Source organism: Mesobacillus sp. LC4 (assembly GCF_053543455.1).
This window is the reverse complement of sequence record NZ_JBGCUB010000001.1, coordinates 1,014,392-1,029,781: the sequence shown is the minus strand read 5'-3', so window position 1 is coordinate 1,029,781 and position 15,390 is coordinate 1,014,392. Positions and strand designations below refer to the sequence as shown.

At 41.2% G+C, this 15,390-nt stretch carries 17 protein-coding genes; 5 read left to right on the top strand and 12 right to left on the bottom strand.

Annotated features, from left to right (window positions below; translation table 11 throughout):
- Window positions 1–104 precede the first annotated feature (104 nt).
- The 5 genes from AB5I83_RS05330 to AB5I83_RS05310 form a co-directional block, all read right to left on the bottom strand.
- Window positions 105–1,373: a GntP family permease gene (locus AB5I83_RS05330; protein ID WP_448973399.1), complete on the bottom strand. Its 1,269-nt coding sequence runs from the start codon at window positions 1,371–1,373 to the stop codon at window positions 105–107.
- Window positions 1,374–1,494: 121 nt separating this feature from the next.
- Window positions 1,495–2,607 carry a sugar diacid recognition domain-containing protein gene (locus AB5I83_RS05325; protein WP_448973397.1) on the bottom strand — a complete coding sequence of 371 codons (1,113 nt, stop codon included), beginning with the start codon at window positions 2,605–2,607 and terminating at the stop codon, window positions 1,495–1,497.
- 99 nt (window positions 2,608–2,706) lie between these two features.
- Window positions 2,707–3,120, bottom strand: coding sequence for a CoA-binding protein (locus AB5I83_RS05320; RefSeq protein WP_448973395.1), 414 nt, complete (start codon window positions 3,118–3,120; stop codon window positions 2,707–2,709).
- A gap of 111 nt (window positions 3,121–3,231) precedes the next feature.
- On the bottom strand, window positions 3,232–4,527 hold the full coding sequence (locus tag AB5I83_RS05315; RefSeq protein ID WP_448973393.1) for a purine/pyrimidine permease: 1,296 nt from the start codon (window positions 4,525–4,527) through the stop codon (window positions 3,232–3,234).
- Between the two features lie 183 nt (window positions 4,528–4,710).
- Window positions 4,711–6,147 (bottom strand): phospholipase D family protein, encoded by a 1,437-nt coding sequence (locus tag AB5I83_RS05310; RefSeq protein WP_448973391.1) that lies wholly within the window; start codon window positions 6,145–6,147, stop codon window positions 4,711–4,713.
- 180 nt (window positions 6,148–6,327) lie between these two features.
- Here AB5I83_RS05310 and plsY point away from each other — a divergent pair, with 180 nt between their 5' ends.
- The 5 genes from plsY (at window position 6,328) to AB5I83_RS05285 (ending at window position 10,672) form a co-directional block, all read left to right on the top strand.
- Entirely contained in the window at window positions 6,328–6,915 is a 588-nt protein-coding gene (gene plsY / locus AB5I83_RS05305; RefSeq protein ID WP_448973390.1) for a glycerol-3-phosphate 1-O-acyltransferase PlsY, read from the top strand.
- Window positions 6,916–7,230: 315 nt separating this feature from the next.
- On the top strand, window positions 7,231–8,151 hold the full coding sequence (locus tag AB5I83_RS05300) for a two-component system sensor histidine kinase NtrB (protein WP_448973388.1): 921 nt from the start codon (window positions 7,231–7,233) through the stop codon (window positions 8,149–8,151).
- Between the two features lie 103 nt (window positions 8,152–8,254).
- A complete protein-coding gene (locus AB5I83_RS05295) occupies window positions 8,255–8,443 on the top strand; it encodes a hypothetical protein (RefSeq protein WP_448973387.1) in 189 nt (62 codons plus the stop codon).
- 573 nt (window positions 8,444–9,016) lie between these two features.
- Entirely contained in the window at window positions 9,017–10,180 is a 1,164-nt protein-coding gene (locus AB5I83_RS05290) for a CapA family protein (protein WP_448973385.1), read from the top strand.
- Window positions 10,181–10,378: 198 nt separating this feature from the next.
- Entirely contained in the window at window positions 10,379–10,672 is a 294-nt protein-coding gene (locus tag AB5I83_RS05285) for a HesB/YadR/YfhF family protein (RefSeq protein ID WP_448973383.1), read from the top strand.
- A gap of 22 nt (window positions 10,673–10,694) precedes the next feature.
- Here AB5I83_RS05285 and AB5I83_RS05280 read toward each other — a convergent pair whose 3' ends face one another.
- The 7 genes from AB5I83_RS05280 to AB5I83_RS05250 all read right to left on the bottom strand — a co-directional run bounded on the left by AB5I83_RS05280 (window position 10,695) and on the right by AB5I83_RS05250 (window position 15,343).
- A complete protein-coding gene (locus tag AB5I83_RS05280) occupies window positions 10,695–10,997 on the bottom strand; it encodes a hypothetical protein (protein ID WP_448973381.1) in 303 nt (100 codons plus the stop codon).
- Window positions 10,998–11,441, bottom strand: a complete 444-nt coding sequence (locus tag AB5I83_RS05275) for an acyl-CoA thioesterase (RefSeq protein WP_448973379.1) — start codon at window positions 11,439–11,441, stop codon at window positions 10,998–11,000.
- 51 nt (window positions 11,442–11,492) lie between these two features.
- Window positions 11,493–13,814: an AAA family ATPase gene (locus tag AB5I83_RS05270; protein ID WP_448973377.1), complete on the bottom strand. Its 2,322-nt coding sequence runs from the start codon at window positions 13,812–13,814 to the stop codon at window positions 11,493–11,495.
- Window positions 13,815–13,951: 137 nt separating this feature from the next.
- On the bottom strand, window positions 13,952–14,173 hold the full coding sequence (gene tlp / locus AB5I83_RS05265; protein ID WP_167830849.1) for a small acid-soluble spore protein Tlp: 222 nt from the start codon (window positions 14,171–14,173) through the stop codon (window positions 13,952–13,954).
- A 133-nt stretch (window positions 14,174–14,306) separates the two neighbouring features.
- Window positions 14,307–14,450, bottom strand: coding sequence for an acid-soluble spore protein N (locus AB5I83_RS05260; RefSeq protein WP_448973375.1), 144 nt, complete (start codon window positions 14,448–14,450; stop codon window positions 14,307–14,309).
- Window positions 14,451–14,517: 67 nt separating this feature from the next.
- A complete protein-coding gene (locus AB5I83_RS05255) occupies window positions 14,518–14,649 on the bottom strand; it encodes an FbpB family small basic protein (protein WP_144480839.1) in 132 nt (43 codons plus the stop codon).
- A 172-nt stretch (window positions 14,650–14,821) separates the two neighbouring features.
- Window positions 14,822–15,343 carry a peroxiredoxin family protein gene (locus tag AB5I83_RS05250; protein ID WP_448973373.1) on the bottom strand — a complete coding sequence of 174 codons (522 nt, stop codon included), beginning with the start codon at window positions 15,341–15,343 and terminating at the stop codon, window positions 14,822–14,824.
- Between the last annotated feature and the right edge of the window lie 47 nt (window positions 15,344–15,390).

Below are 15,390 nucleotides of genomic sequence, written 5' to 3'. Positions count from 1 at the left end.
TGAATACCACAGTATCCATACGCTGAAATGAAAGGTCTGGACTTTACAAGAAAAATCCAGACCATTTTTAGAAATCTAGGTACTATTCATACCAAAGCTTTTATCTATCCGAAAAACTTGAAGATCCCAAAGATTAGTGTCGAAACGATTGCGAGCGTTAAACCGACTGCTGTTTCATAAGGTATTAATTTTAAACGTTCTTTGATCTCCATGTTGACACTTCCTCCAGTTGCGTGGAAGAAGCTTCCGTGTGGAAGATGGTCAAGGACAGTGGCACCCGCATGTACCATGGCTGCACCCGCTAGTGCGGTGACACCCATTTCCAATATGGTCGAACCGAAAACCTGCGAAGCAACTGCGGTCCCTGCTGTTGTAGAAGCAGTAGCCGCTGACATGAAAATACCAGATGCAGGTGCAAGGACGAAGGCTGGTAGACCAAGCGCATCCAGGCTGTTAATTAAGACATCCTTCAACCCTGAATTGGCGATGATTCCCGCGAGTGTTCCTGTACCAAGGAGCATGATTGCTACTCCAGACATTTTATTTAATCCAGCGATTGCATAGTCATTGATTTGCCTGATCCTGCCCATCGCAAGCGCTCCAGCGATTCCTCCGGCTGGCAGGGCGATCATTGGGTCGATGTTTATATCGAATAAAGGTCGCAGAGCGAGCAAAATGATGGTAACTAATGGGGCCACGATTGCCGGGACTACTAATGGGTGCTTTCCTTTAACCGTTGTTTCACTTTCTTGAACTGTTACCATCGAACCTTTATTTACTAGCTTCTTAGCTAAAATATACGTAACGGTCAATCCGAAAATAGCTGGAATGATTCCCGCAGCCATTACAGATGTCAATGGGATTTGGAACGCATCCGCTGCAGCTATTGCATTCGGGTTCGGTGACATGATATTCCCAGCCTTGCCGCCGCCAATCATCGCAAGCAGGATCGCTGTTTTGGAAATACCCGCTTTATTTGCGATTGCCAACGCGATTGGCGCAACAGTGATGACAGCAACATCGACAAATACGCCAACAGTAGTAAGGATCATTGTCGCGATTGCCAGTGCAAGTAACGCACGTGTTTCCCCGACCTTCTTAACGATTGTTTCGGCGATTACTGCAGCAGCACCTGATTCAATCAGGACTCCTGCCAGCACTCCGGCAGCCAGGATCCTTAATACTGCTGGAATGATTCCCTTTGCCCCTTCCATCATCAAGGCAACGGTGTTCGTGACATCAACTCCGCCTACAAGTCCCCCGATCAGGGCACCTGCAATCATTCCATATGCTGGTGAAACTTTCTTTAAAATAAGGAAAATAGCTACTACTAGTGCTACAATTGCGCCGAAAGCGCTTACTTGAATATCCACGGTGATACCTCCTAAAAACGTTTTGTACCCCAATTGTAAGCGCTGTCTATTGATATTACATTAGTCAAATCATCAAAAAAAGACCTGTAATAGTACAGATCTTTTGTGCATTTGCACAATTTCATTCCAGCTCACTATTAAGAAATGATAAATAAAGGTGAAGAAGGTCTGTTGTTTTCCGTGGATCCTTGCCTGTTATTTCAGTGATTTTATCAAGTCGATATCGCAGCGTGTTCCTATGTACGAATAGCCTCTGTGCAGCCTTATTCATGTCTCCGTTCGTATCGATTAGAGCTCTCAAAGATTCAGTCAGCTCGCCTTTAATATCCTTCTCCATCAGACGCTTATAAAAAGGCTGCAAATTCCCCGTGAGCCCTTTGTGAGAAGCACTTAAAAGGAATACTGGCAAATAATAATCCTCAAACATGTATATATCGTTTTGTGGAGATAATTTCAGACCAGAATCCAATGTCATGACTGCCTGTCTGTATGACTCCGTGAAGCCTGGCAATCCTTCATGGAATTGGCCAACCCCGATTTTCACCTGGATTTGCTCATTCATTCTTAAACCATTAAGCCATGTCTCAGTTGTTTTTCTCAGGAAATGATCAATGTCATCTCTCGGTACGACCTTTAAAATCACGATCCTATCATCCTGCATCAATAATAGATCATCTTTTTTCAGTCGACTTTTTAAATAGGCGTAAGTTTTCTTCCTGTCAGGAGTCATGATGACAATCGCAACCCGCTCCATTTGAAGATCAATTCCAAGGCGCACAGCTCTTTCGAGGAAGAGCGAGTCATGTTTGCCTTCAGCATGGATGATTTGGCTGACGAGTTCCTCCTTAAGCCTTTCATCCCATTGTATTTCATTCATCAAAACCGCCTGCTGAAGACTGAGCTCAGCAGCCATCCGTACGAGTTCTACATAGCTTCTGACTTCATCTGGTGATCCAGTTATGCCGATTACTCCTATGATCCTATTTTCAAAGAGTATAGGAAGATTAATACCTGGTTTAACACCATTGAGCCTTTTTGCTTCATGATCAGTAATTTCAAAGCCCTTTCCTTGTTGAATGACGATGACTGCCCCTTCATGGATGTCATCTATGCGTTTTTCGTCGCCTGAGCCAATGATCACGCCCTGATTATCCATTAAATTGATATTCTTTCCGATGATCCCCATCGTCCTGTCTACAATTTCCTGAGCTAGCTGCTTGTTCAATAACTCCATGTAAATCCCCGCCTTGATGTACAATACTATGTAATATTATGGCTGAATATTTGCTATAACAAAAGTAAAGCGTGAGAACATCAGTCCTCACGCACCTATTTACCTTGTTAAAGCATGTTCTACTTTAATGCATCTGTCCATGATCACAGAATATCCTTTTTCTTTCAGGAAGTTGTAGGCCTCTTCATTTTCAAGACCAAGCTGTGCCCAGAAAACATCCGCATCGATTTCGGCAAACTCCTCTGCAACCTCCATCAAATATTCTGATCGGCGGAAAACATTGACAATGTCTACGTGTCCGTCAATTTCTTTTAACGTTTTAACTGCTTTGATTCCAAGAACTTCATCTACAGTCGGATTCACGGGGATAATGTCATAGCCAGCTGCCTGCATTGCCTTTGAAACCATATAGGAAGTCCGCTCAGGGTTGTCACTCAATCCGACAACTGCAATCCTTTTTGAATTTTTAAGGATTTTGCCGATTTCTTCTCTTCCTGGATTGTTGATTGCCATTTTCATCACTCCTATGGAATAATTCGATCCTAATGATTATTTTATCGCACTACTTTTCAGACTCAAATAAACTTGCCTCAAGGCATGTGTTACTTAAATAATTATAAAGCTTTAAATCTCTCCTTTCTCTTTTTTCTGGTAAAGTGTGAATCGATCAACGGCAACAGCGAGCAAAGTGCCAAGGATTAACCCGTTATTAAGGATTGAAACAAGGACAGGCGGAATATTGCGAAAAGCCTCGCCCGGAATGAACATCGCGCCTACACCTGCCATCAGGGCGGTTCCAATCACGACTCGAATCCTGCTTTTATCGTTTTCACGATCAAATTCTGAAAAAGCGATCCCTGTCATATTCACGAATATAACGAAAGTAACGGAGTAGCCTACAGGTGCAGGTAGAGCTGCGAACAAAGACATTACATGCGGCAGCATACTTGCAAGGATGATTAACAATGAGCTGATGATAAAAGGCAGAATCCTTGTGATACCAGTAGTTGAGATAAACCCTGCGGCGCCAGAAATTGGGACAGACCCAATTGCCGAGAAAATCCCTCCAAGCAGCTGGTTGATTCCAGCTGTGAAACCGCTGGCCCTGTAGCGGAAATCAGTGCGATCAGACCCCATATCCTTTAGAACTTGTCCAGTAACCCTTATGCTGGCCAACATATTGGTGATTAGCAGGAATGTAATGAAAACCGATGTCACAATTAAACCTGAATTAAAAATAGGCTTCCCAAATGCGAAAATTTCCGGTATGGCAAATGCTGGCCCTGTATATACTTCATATGCTTTTCCCAGGTTAAAAGTCTTAAATAGCAGCCAGCCAGCAGCCAGGCTGATTAAGATAGCATACTGGCTGACCCATTTAATACGATGCCTTGTTAGATAAAAAGTGAATGATACCAAAAAAATGCTGAACATAGCGATTGGAAGACTCACCTCGCTTCGACCTCCGCCAAGTCCAGCCATCCCATTCAAGAATGAGCCGCTTAGCTGAATCACAAGCAAAAGCAGGTAAATCCCACTGACTACAGGTGTGAATAACGCTGCTAGTCTATCGATAAGCTTGAATAAACTTAATAGAAAAAATACAACTCCACTGATGATCATGGCTCCTTCTAAAGCTTGCAGTGTTTCGAGGCTAGATGTAAACAGGGTTGCACTCAATCCCGCATAAATCGTAAAAACACCCCACCATAGTCCGGCGGGACCCTCATTAATTGGCATACGATGTCCGATCAGAGCCTGCAACAGGCTCGAAATCCCTAACACAAACATTGTTCTTTGCACTAATCCAGTCGTCTGCAAATCATTCAATTGGAATAAATCAGCGATCGCAATCGGTGCTACAATTGAACCAGCAATGATAAAGGCCATCCACTGAATGGCTGATAATATTGTCTTCATACTTCAATCTCCATCTTCTTGGCATAATAGTAAATCGCGCATTTATATGTATGCTAATTCTTTAAATGAAATCCATTTTCCTTCGCTTTTAATAATATCGTACTTAAGGATACTGTAAATGAAGGAATTTTTGTATTAAAACAATCCATTAGAAAAAGGCATCCGCATTAGATGCCTTTTATGTTAATAGCTGGTAAACCATAGAATCCTTTGAATCCAATAGATAATATATTTAAATGGAGTCATCTTGTCCTTATTTTCTTCATAATCCAGTGTAAACTTTGCTTCTTCATTATTCCAGATTCGACTGAAATACTGGTCAACATCTTTGATGACCTGGCGATCAGAATCGGCTGCTATTTTGATATTGGTTTCGAGGTTTAAATCATTGAGGTTCCGACGGGTAAAGTTGGCGGATCCTCCGAGAATGACACTGCTCTTTCCTCTGTCAAAGTAAATCAATTTTGAATGATATTGTTCCTGGCCAGCATTGTACCATTTTATCTTAATATTTTCGCTGCCAAATTCCATGATCTCTTCTGACACCGGGATATTTGGCAAACCAGACTTCTGGTTTCCGAAAGCGTTGGTATTAGGGTCAAGTATAATATTTATTTTTGCTCCCCGATCAGCAGCCTTGTCAATTTCGTCGATGACTTTTCTTTCTGCAAGATAGAACATTCCTATCCAAATATGATCGTCTTTTCCAGAGTTTTTCAGCTCGTTCAAGAGATGTTTGAGGATTTTCCCCTCCGTTAAAACCTGGACCTTGATATCTCCTTCGGCCTTTTGGGGAGTGTACTCAGGGAGATTGCCACCTCCTGAAAAATTGAGTACTGCCTGCTCAGATTCCAATATATCACCTATGATATTTCCACTTGTTTCAAAGGCGATATTTGAGTGGAACCCACTAGCATCATGAGGGTTCGCGGATGCTACGATAGCTGTCTTCTCAGTGACGAACACTTTCCGGTGATTAGCCTTCAGGTTCAGTAGTTCAAAATAGGACCGGAGCGTCACATCAGGCGCATTCTTTGCCATTGGATTAGGGATCCACCCTTCTCCTGATTGGCCAAACCACTGGAGAAACACCCGCCAAAAAGCCGTATATAGTGGGTTGGAATCCCTTAGAGGATCCAGGTTCGTGAAAACAACTTTAATGTCATGGTCCCACAGCTCCTTCAAAAGACCTGATTTGTGAGATCCATAAGTCAAATTTATTTCATCAGTGATGAACACTACTTTAAGATCCTTATGCTTTTTCTTCTGGGCGATCAGTTTTTCTCCAATGGATTCACTTATTTCTGGGTAGCCCATGTCCTCCTTGTAATAGCCATTAAATAAAAACATATCCAGGACAATAAAATCTTCTGCTTCACCAATCCGCTTTTGGATCGTATCGAATATTTCATGTTCGTACTTTTGTTTACCGTCTCTCCCTTTATAGGTTAAATCATATAAGAAGCGGACATCCTTGACCTTATGGACTTTCCCTTCATATGATAAGCCTTCAGGAATGTCTTTATTGGTCTGGTAGACAGCAATAGTGATCAGGATTATTGCAAGGATCATTATGAACAATAATGGCTTTCTTTTAGATAAACTTTTCCCAATCTTCATTTTAGAAGGGCTCCTTAAGTTAATTTACTTACTTATTCACTTATTCAGCAAGTTATAAACTTAGCAAGCAAATCCATCTATCATGAATGACAAAAACAGTTTTGTTCAAGATTTGCATGGAGTTTTTAATAGAACATGGTAAAATAAAAGAACCTTAAAATCTTAAAAGGAGAATATTTCATGGCAATAAACGCAATAATCATTATTCTGGCATACCTGCTGGGATCAATACCTTCTGGCCTTATTATCGGAAAATTGTTCTATGGTAAAGATATTCGTGAACATGGAAGCGGGAACTTAGGCGGTACAAATACATTTCGGACACTGGGAGTAAAAGCTGGTTTAATAGTTAGTATCGCTGACGTGTTGAAAGGAACTCTTGCTGCAAGTCTGCCCTTGCTGCTAAATACGGATGATCTCCATATGCTTTTAGTAGGGGTCTTTGCGGTGATTGGACACATGTATCCTATCTTCGCTGGATTTCGAGGCGGTAAAGCGGTAGCCACTTCCGGTGGGGTTTTGCTGGCATATATTCCGGTATTATTCATATTCATGCTCTTAATCTTTTTCATCAGCTTGTACATAACAAAGTATGTTTCCCTATCTTCCATTCTAACCGGCATTGCCGCGTTCATTTACTCGCTCTTTACCCAGGACCTCCCTTTGATCATGGTTGTCGCAGTCCTGGCCAGTTTCGTCATCTACAGGCATCGAGCCAATATTGAGAGAATCCGCAATAAAACAGAGCCGAAAATCAAATGGCTTTAGAACAGAAAACTACAGCCGGCAAACCTTCCGTGTTTGCCGGCATTTTTATGGATAAAATCCAAAGTCCTCATAAATTCCACAGTAAAATGGCAGCCAAGATTAACAATTATAGCCCCTTTTGCGCCAGGAGTTCTTTATAAGATATTTTTTGTTCTTTTTAAAAAAATAAATGGTTTTGCTGTTATAATTTATATATATATGTCATATACATTCGAAAGAAATCGAATTCAGGCTGCTAGTTTATATGTATGTCAATTCCTGAGGAGTTATTTAATTTAACCATGCCCAAACAATTCGAAAAAAGAAGGGATATAAATGAAAGCAGTAAAACGCCTTAAAACCTTTCAATTCAGTAGAGAAATGAAACAGTCAGTCTCTCCAAGTACGTATCCAAACGATAAAACTTTCTTGATTCATGAACTTCAAATGAAAAGGGCTGAGTTGACAATGGATGATTTAAAACACAAACAAGCAGAGCTTGAAAGTAAAAGCATGGAACTGGAGCAGGAAATAGTTGATAAACAGCAAACTTTAATGCACCTTCATCAGGCTATCCAAACTGCCACAAGTAAGTTTCAAGCAGCTTCAGCCAGCCATTTGGCAGCCGGATTAGCTCATGAGATAAGGAATCCCCTGACAACAATCAAGGGTTTTATCCAGTTGCTTAAACCGGAACTTCAAGCTGACGGGAAGAAGGAATTCGCTGATGTGGCTTTAGATGAAATTAATCGTGCCAACACCTTACTCACTGAATTTCTTTCTGTTTTGAAACCAAGCTCCCCTGAGAAAAGGAAGCTATCCATGAATAAGTTAGCAGAAAGTATACTCAAGCTATTTTCGAGCGAATCGATTTTAAAGGATATCCAATTCAAAGGAACCTTTCCCGAAGACGAGCTTTATGTATGGGCTGATGAAAATGGAATTAAACAAGTGTTGGTGAATTTGTTGAAAAATGCATTTGAGGCAGTGGAAGGAAATCCTGATACGAGACCTGAAATCACATTGGTTGTAAGCAAACTTGAGGAATACGTTTCAGTAAGTGTAATAGATAATGGCAGCGGAATTGATGAATTCTCTCTTAACAAGATTTTCACACCCTTTTATACTACAAAAGCAGAAGGAACCGGGATAGGGTTGGCGATCAGCAAGCAAATAATCGAAAGTCACGGCGGCCAAATGAGTGTTGCCATTGAACACAATAAAACATTATTCAAATTCGCGCTTCCTGCCGTTTAATCCTCAACAGAAATCGTCGAAAAATTGTCATATTGAAAGCCATTAACCATCTGCCGTGACTGGTAAAATGTAGGTAATAACTAAGGGAAGAAGGCGGATTGTAATGGAAGAAGTTATCAAGCAGGCCGTGAATTGGGTTTATACAACCACAACCGCTGATGTAACGTCGCCAGATGATTTTATTGTAGAATTTCTAACTGATATTCCTGACAATGAAAGAAATGACCCTTCGCCAATCAAAATTAAAAATATGGATGAATTATTGGATTTCCTGGAAAACACGGATTGGTGATATATGATTCGTCTGATCTGGATTTTAAACATTCTGGAAAGAATATAGTTACAAATCACCAGTAAAAAAATGCGGTCCATTAAAGGACCGCATTTTTTTACATATCGTATTACATTTTTAACAATTTGAACTGCCCCCTGCCCAAAACATCTTTTATATAATCTAGTTTTGTATCATTGAAATAAACGGAATCACCTTCATGGATCAGGATAGGCACTTCATCGAATGTATGAATTTGATCATTCTTTAACGGCTGCTCCTCCAGAGCAACTCGAAGCTGCGGGCCACCTCAACCGATCCCCATCGTCAACCGGACGTAAAGTATTTCCTCTTCCTTGCATTCATTCTTGATTGCCTGACGCAAAATCTTATGTGCGCTCTCGGTAATTTTGAACAATGCCTCTCACCCTTTCAAAGTTTCTGCTTTAATCTACAATTTTAATGAAAATTATCGAATTATGACAAAATAATGAAAATCATAATGAAATTTATACATTTAACACCATTCTTATAATATATTATCTTTAGAGGCTTAAAAATAAATATGCCTCATTCTAATCTGGGGAGATTAACATGAGAAAAAAGAAGAAAAAACCTTTTGGTCTTGCCTTGTTTGCAGGCTTAGGCATCTTGGCATCCGTATTAACTTTGCAGATGTACAATGAAGCACAAGCAAAAGAACCAAGCATTAAAATGAAATCTCAAAAGTCACATCTCGAGAGAAGCTATGATGTGACCGGTAAGAGTTTTGTGGAAACAGTGAAAATCGGAGCAATTGGTGATATCCTGATCCACGATACGGTTTATGAAGATGCATTTTTGAGTCCCGGCTACGATTTCAAACCAATGCTCAGTCATGTCAGAGAGTACTTATTGCAACCTGATCTTTTACTGGCGAACCAGGAAACTCTTCTTGGCGGAGAGGAAATTGGGTTATCAAGCTATCCAATGTTCAATAGTCCTGTTGAAGTTGGTGACGCATTGATAGATGCCGGAGTGGATATTGTATCAAATGCAAATAATCATTCTCTTGACCGCTCGGAAAAGGGTGTCCTCGCATCGTTAAGTAATATGGAAGCATCCGGCCTCCCTTACGTTGGTTCGTTCAAGGATGATGCTGACAAACAAGAATTGCGGATCTTGAATAAAAATGGGGTCAGGGTTTCCTATTTATCCTACACCTATGGAACTAACGGAATCCCAGTTCCAATCGGCAAGGACCATCTCGTGAACCTGATTGATCGGGAAGCGATGAAAGCCGAGATTCACCGCGCCCGGAATGAATCAGATATTGTTGTAATGAGTATCCATTGGGGGAATGAGTATCAACGCTTCCCTACTATTGATCAAAAAGAACTTGCCCAGTTTCTGGTCGATGAAGGTGTAGACATCATCTTTGGCCATCATCCGCATGTTTTGCAGCCTATGGAGTGGCTGACTGCAGCGGACGGAAGAAAGGCTTTTGTCGTCTATTCCCTTGGTAATTTCCTGTCTGGCCAAATGTGGGACTATAAGGATATCGGCGGTCTTGCCACGATTGAAATAACGAAAACCATCACACCGGAAGGCGATAAAATCGTGCTGCAAAACCCGGAATTCTTACCGACATTTGTCTCAAGCAGCAGACAAAGCAATTACCGTGTTGTTCCTTTGCAAGAAGCCGGCCAATTTGGCCTCGCTGGAGCAGAAAGTAAATATAACGAAATCATGGAGCATATGACACAGTTTATTAAGTAGTTTTCTTACGAATATTGATTCAATAAGAATACCAGCTCGAAAACTCGCATCTATACTTAACCCCCGCGGGAATACTGTATATGTCAACACGAATAAGCAATGTGAAAACAGCCAATAATGAAATGTGAATGCCTGGTCCATGAAGACCAGGCATTGCTTATGTTATAATCGGGCTACCTGGTTTGAAAGGAGAACAATATGATAATTACAATTAATGATGATGCTGCAGCATGGTATGAAAATGAAATGGACCTTTCATCCGGAAGCTATTTGAGATTTTTTGTCCGGTACGGGGGCTTCAGTTCCATTCAGAAAGGTTTTTCATTAGGTGTATCGAAAGAAGAACCTGATCATATTGGTGTAAAAACAGAAAAGAATGGTGTCACTTATTATATCGAAGAAAAAGATATTTGGTATTTTGATGGCCATGATATGCTCGTTGAACTTCACCCAGTTGGGCAGGAACCCGATTTTAAATTCGAAAAGAAGTAAGGCAGACGCGAAAGCGCCTGCCTTATTTTTTAGTTACTATAAGTCGGTTCTCAATACCTTCCTGTTTTAAAATTTCAGCCTGCTTCGTTCCTAAAAGATCGAAATGAGGATAATGGGTCTTCCTTTTGTCAATCCACTCCGGCCGCAAACCATATTTCCGCCCCCACTGGGTTAGCTTTTCGAGGTCACTGCAGCCTACCTTCGTCACTGTTGAGCAGTCTGGGAAGCGATCATCAATCCAGTAATGAGTCAGGAAGGCGAGCTCTCCTCTTTCGATTTTAGCTTTCCATTCATCCAGCTCATGACGTTTTATTCCGAAAGCCAATCAGACCTGCTCCTTTTCATCTTCAGGCTTTTTCATAGCTTGAAGATAAGCTTCATGCCAGTCAGGAAAGCTCCTTTTTAAAGAAATAGGCCGGAAGCTATCCTTCTTCACACAGACATGTTTTGAACTGCCTGTTAAAGCAAGCTCCCCGCTACCATTGAATATCTCATATTTATAGACAGAGCGAATGCCATCATATTCCTCAACCCAAGTTTTGATCGTTGCAGTATCCCCATATCTCAATGGCTTTTTATAGGAAGCTTGAATATCGAGTACAGGCGAAATGATTCCGTCCTTCTCCATTTCTGCATAATTAAAGCCAAGCTCTTTGATCAATTGTGTTCTGCCCAGCTCCATCCACACCAGATAATTTGCGTGATAGACAACACCCATCTGGTCTGTTTCCGCATATCGTACCTCAATCTCCCTTGTAGAAATGATCATTTGTATTCCCCTTTATTGTTCGTGTTATTAGGTTATTTTTATAAATAAGTATTATCCACTAATCTTTTTTAGAGCTGCTTCAAAGTCCTGCTCGTCTAAGTATAAAACATCTTCATCGAAATCCTCAAAAAACTCTCGGTCAATCAAACGATATGCCTGGGATTGAACTGCTTCATCCACTAAATTCGTAGCAAATCGCCCGTTCCCTTTTATATCGACTTCTGAAAGTTTCACCGACAGAAACGATTCCACATCTTCGCTAATCTTATATTGATATTTACCAGCATAGTTCTTGATGATTAGCAATAAATCACTCACACTATAGTCCGGAAAGTGGAAAAACTTCTTGAATCTTGATCTGAGACCAGGATTGCTTTCTAGCAGCAAATCCATCTCCGCAGGATAGCCAGCAAGGATCACGACTAGATTTTCATTATGCCGTGTCATTTCATCGACAATCGTATCAATAACTTCCTTGCCAAAATCACCAGAGCTTTGACCTAGCAATGAGTAAGCTTCATCGATGAATAATACGCCTCCTAGAGCCTCACGAATTTTTTTCTTTGTCTTGATGGCTGTTTGACCGACATAGCCAGCAACAAAATCTGCCCTGCTGCTGACGATTAGATGGCCACGCTTCAGCATTCCACATTCTTTCAGCAGTTCTGCGTAAATCTTTGCTACCGTGGTTTTTCCTGTGCCCGGATTGCCGGTGAAAACAGAGTGAAGCTGTATCGGCACAGCCGGCAGTCCATTATTCTTTCGCAGCTGCTGCATCCTGACAAATGAGATTAAGGATGTGACTTCTGATTTTACAGTGTCCAATCCAACTAGTGAGTTCAGCCTGTCTAGCGGTCTTTCCGCTGATGGATTCGATGGAGATTCAAAATCTTCTTTTTCCAACAATGTATATGTGGAAAAGTCATCTTGTCCTGTCTGTCTGGATCCCTTTTTGAAAATGGCCTCCAACACGAGATTCCGAACTGTCCTTGCATTTCCGAAGGTATCATCTACTCTTTCGTTTTCAATGCGATCTTTGAGCTCCAGCTTTGCTCCTTCTGTCATTGCATAATCGTTATCCTGTGCCGCCTGCTCAGCAATTCGCAACAGTTCATCATTTGAGTAATCCGGAAGATGGAACAAATTCGATTGAGGAAAACGAGATCTTAAACCTGGATTTGCATCAAGAAATTGTCGCATTTCTTCTGGGTACCCAGCAAGTATAACGGCAAATTTCCCCCCGTACTCTTTCCCAGTCATTAGTGATACCAGGGTATCGATTGCAGTTTGACCATAGTCATTTCCAGTCTGTCCTTCACGTTTCAGGCTGTATGCCTCATCAATGAATAAAACCCCGCCAAGCGCTTGCTCAACGACCTTCCTGACATTTTCTTCTGTTTGCCCGACATAAGCTCCGACAAGCTGGGAACGGTCTGCCTCGATTATTTCTTCCCGTGGAAGTACTCCTAGCTGATGATAGATTTTTGCAAGCAACCGAGCTAACGAAGTTTTCCCTGTTCCCGGATTCCCGGTCAGGACCATATTCAAGCTTTGATCATCCTTAGTTTGCAGGCCAAGTTCTTTCCGTTTTTGCTGATACTTGAGAAAGCGGTAAAAATCATTTACTCTCTCTTTAACCGACTCGAGACCCACCAATTTATTTAGTTCAGCCAGAGGATCGCTTTCAGCCTGTCTTTCACTATCAACATCCTCTTGAAATTCATGTTCCCAAAGCAGCCTTATTTCCTCAAGAGATTGCAGTCTTTTCTGCATTTCTTCATAATGGATGGCTGTATGAAAAACACCCGTGACTGACTCTTCATATAGCTCTGTTGCTTTCAAAAGAGCTGCTGTTTCTTCTATAGCCTTTTCAAGCAATTCAGTTAGCCTGCTGAACTTCGATTCCGCGTCAGTTTCTTTGTTAAAATTCTGTCCTACTAAATCATCAAGCTCTTCTTCGGCATGAGAAAGGAACTGCTGCGAGATATCGATATACTGCTCAGCTGTTTTCTTCTTCAAGGCACGATTATCTGTTTCCCTGATTCGGGGATATACGAGCTGGTCAAATAGATTTCCTTTGTTTTTCCACTGATTCCGGGCGAGCAGGGATTTTGCTTTTCTGTTTTTGGAATCACGATCTATCGCGGCCCTTAACCACTCAAGAACGAGTGAATCATACCCGTTTCGTTGTGCTCGAGATTGTGCAGCAAGAGTCAGTGCTTTCGACAGCCTTTGATTGTCTTCACTTAAAGTCAGGCTCCTGATTGCCGTGATTAAGCTTGCTTCCTCCTGAATAAAGCCTTTTGTATGTATCTCTTCTTCCCACAGCTTGATTTGTTCATCCACAAGAATTTGTTTTTTTTGCTGGTCCATTCTAATCACTTCTTTATCTTAAAGTTTGAAAATGAAACATTCGTCATGAAACTATATAAACTTTGTTCACAATCCGTATATTATCACAATTTTGACCAAACGGAAAAAGACTCGCCTGACGACGAGTCTTCTCCGCTTTACTGCTGGTTATGCGCTTCATCCTTGATTTCTGCCCTAAAAGCATCAATGCTCTCGCGGCGGCGTTCATTTTTTTCCTTAATTCTTTGCTGGTCTTCAGGACTAGAATTGACCATTGCAGCTTCAGCATCTTCCATGTTCTCAATCGTATGATGGATCATGGATTGCAGCTTCTCCACATTATCGCTTCGATCGTCTGGCTTTGGTGTATTTTGTGCCATTGTCATGTACCTCCTTTTAAAAAGTACATCAATAGTATGCAACTACTCATATCGATTATTAGCGGAAAACAGTGGATATCTTTTCACGGGAAAAATAAAGCCCGCCATTTATATGGCAGGCGCATTCATTCAACTATTCACCTTTAGTTTGCATGACCTGGGCATGTTCACCCGATTTGTCGTTCATTTTCTTGCCTTTATTGCCACTGAATCCACGTGGCTGTGTTCCAAGATGGCTTGGAACATGATGCTTACTGTCCTTTTTAGGATTGCTCATGTATATCCCTCCTCTAGAATAAGTTTCTCCTAAAGAAGAGGTATTCATAAATGGTAATGTATGATATTTACTCAGCTTTGCCTAAGTGTTTTTGTTCTAACTTGGCCTCTATTTTCTCGAGTGCATCACGGTCATTTAGAAGTTGGCGTTTATTTTCCATTACAAGCTCTTGAAAAGAACGCTTTCTTGGTTTTCTCATCGTGTTCACCATCCTTTGTCATCATTGTAACAGTTATTATGTCCGGAATCGGTTGCAATTATTACAACTTTTTGAAAATTTAATCGTATTTTACTCTTACCCGATAAATCTATAGTTCTTACAAGCAATTTTTTCCATAAAAATACACCAGTAGTCAAACTGGTGTGGGAATTTACTTCAAAAGTTCCTGTATTTGCTCGAATGTCAGCGAACCAATTTGCTTTTTTATAATCAAGCCCTGTTCATCAATAATCAATGTAGTAGGAATGGATATGACTGAATAGGTTTGCTGCGTCCTTCCTTCTTTATCAAGTAAAATAGGGAAGGTTAATCCATTCTCCTCGACAAATCCCTTTACATTGTTTTGAGGATCCAGATTGACTGCCAGAATTTCCACTTCCTTTGAATTCTCCTTATAAAACCTCTCCATTGCCGGCATTTCCTCTTTGCAGGGCGGACACCATGTGGCCCAAAAGTTCACCATCACTTTATTACCTCTGTAGTCTTTTAGGCTGACCTCTTCTCCAGCAAGGTTTTTCAATGTGAAGTTCGGTGCTACCATCCCGGCACCGATGCCAGTCGTTGCATTAGATGCTTCAATTGCAAGTGGTTCATCCGCCGTGTTAAATTGCTGAAAAATCGCAAATAACACTAAACCAGCCAGTATACCTGCTCCAATCGCTTTTTTGACCATAGGAACCCCCCCTTTGATTTGTTTACAAGTAGGATATCCCAAGTATA

Coding starts and splice junctions, on each gene's coding strand:
- AB5I83_RS05325 (WP_448973397.1), bottom strand. CDS start 2,607: ATGGAGTTATTGAACAAGCAGCTAGCTCAGGAAATTGTAGACAGGACG.
- AB5I83_RS05320 (WP_448973395.1), bottom strand. CDS start 3,120: ATGGCAATCAACAATCCAGGAAGAGAAGAAATCGGCAAAATCCTTAAA.
- AB5I83_RS05315 (WP_448973393.1), bottom strand. CDS start 4,527: ATGAAGACAATATTATCAGCCATTCAGTGGATGGCCTTTATCATTGCT.
- AB5I83_RS05310 (WP_448973391.1), bottom strand. CDS start 6,147: ATGAAGATTGGGAAAAGTTTATCTAAAAGAAAGCCATTATTGTTCATA.
- plsY (WP_448973390.1), top strand. CDS start 6,328: ATGGCAATAAACGCAATAATCATTATTCTGGCATACCTGCTGGGATCA.
- AB5I83_RS05300 (WP_448973388.1), top strand. CDS start 7,231: ATGAAAGCAGTAAAACGCCTTAAAACCTTTCAATTCAGTAGAGAAATG.
- AB5I83_RS05295 (WP_448973387.1), top strand. CDS start 8,255: ATGGAAGAAGTTATCAAGCAGGCCGTGAATTGGGTTTATACAACCACA.
- AB5I83_RS05290 (WP_448973385.1), top strand. CDS start 9,017: ATGAGAAAAAAGAAGAAAAAACCTTTTGGTCTTGCCTTGTTTGCAGGC.
- AB5I83_RS05285 (WP_448973383.1), top strand. CDS start 10,379: ATGATAATTACAATTAATGATGATGCTGCAGCATGGTATGAAAATGAA.
- AB5I83_RS05275 (WP_448973379.1), bottom strand. CDS start 11,441: ATGATCATTTCTACAAGGGAGATTGAGGTACGATATGCGGAAACAGAC.
- AB5I83_RS05270 (WP_448973377.1), bottom strand. CDS start 13,814: ATGGACCAGCAAAAAAAACAAATTCTTGTGGATGAACAAATCAAGCTG.
- tlp (WP_167830849.1), bottom strand. CDS start 14,173: ATGGCACAAAATACACCAAAGCCAGACGATCGAAGCGATAATGTGGAG.
- AB5I83_RS05260 (WP_448973375.1), bottom strand. CDS start 14,450: ATGAGCAATCCTAAAAAGGACAGTAAGCATCATGTTCCAAGCCATCTT.
- AB5I83_RS05255 (WP_144480839.1), bottom strand. CDS start 14,649: ATGAGAAAACCAAGAAAGCGTTCTTTTCAAGAGCTTGTAATGGAAAAT.
- AB5I83_RS05250 (WP_448973373.1), bottom strand. CDS start 15,343: ATGGTCAAAAAAGCGATTGGAGCAGGTATACTGGCTGGTTTAGTGTTA.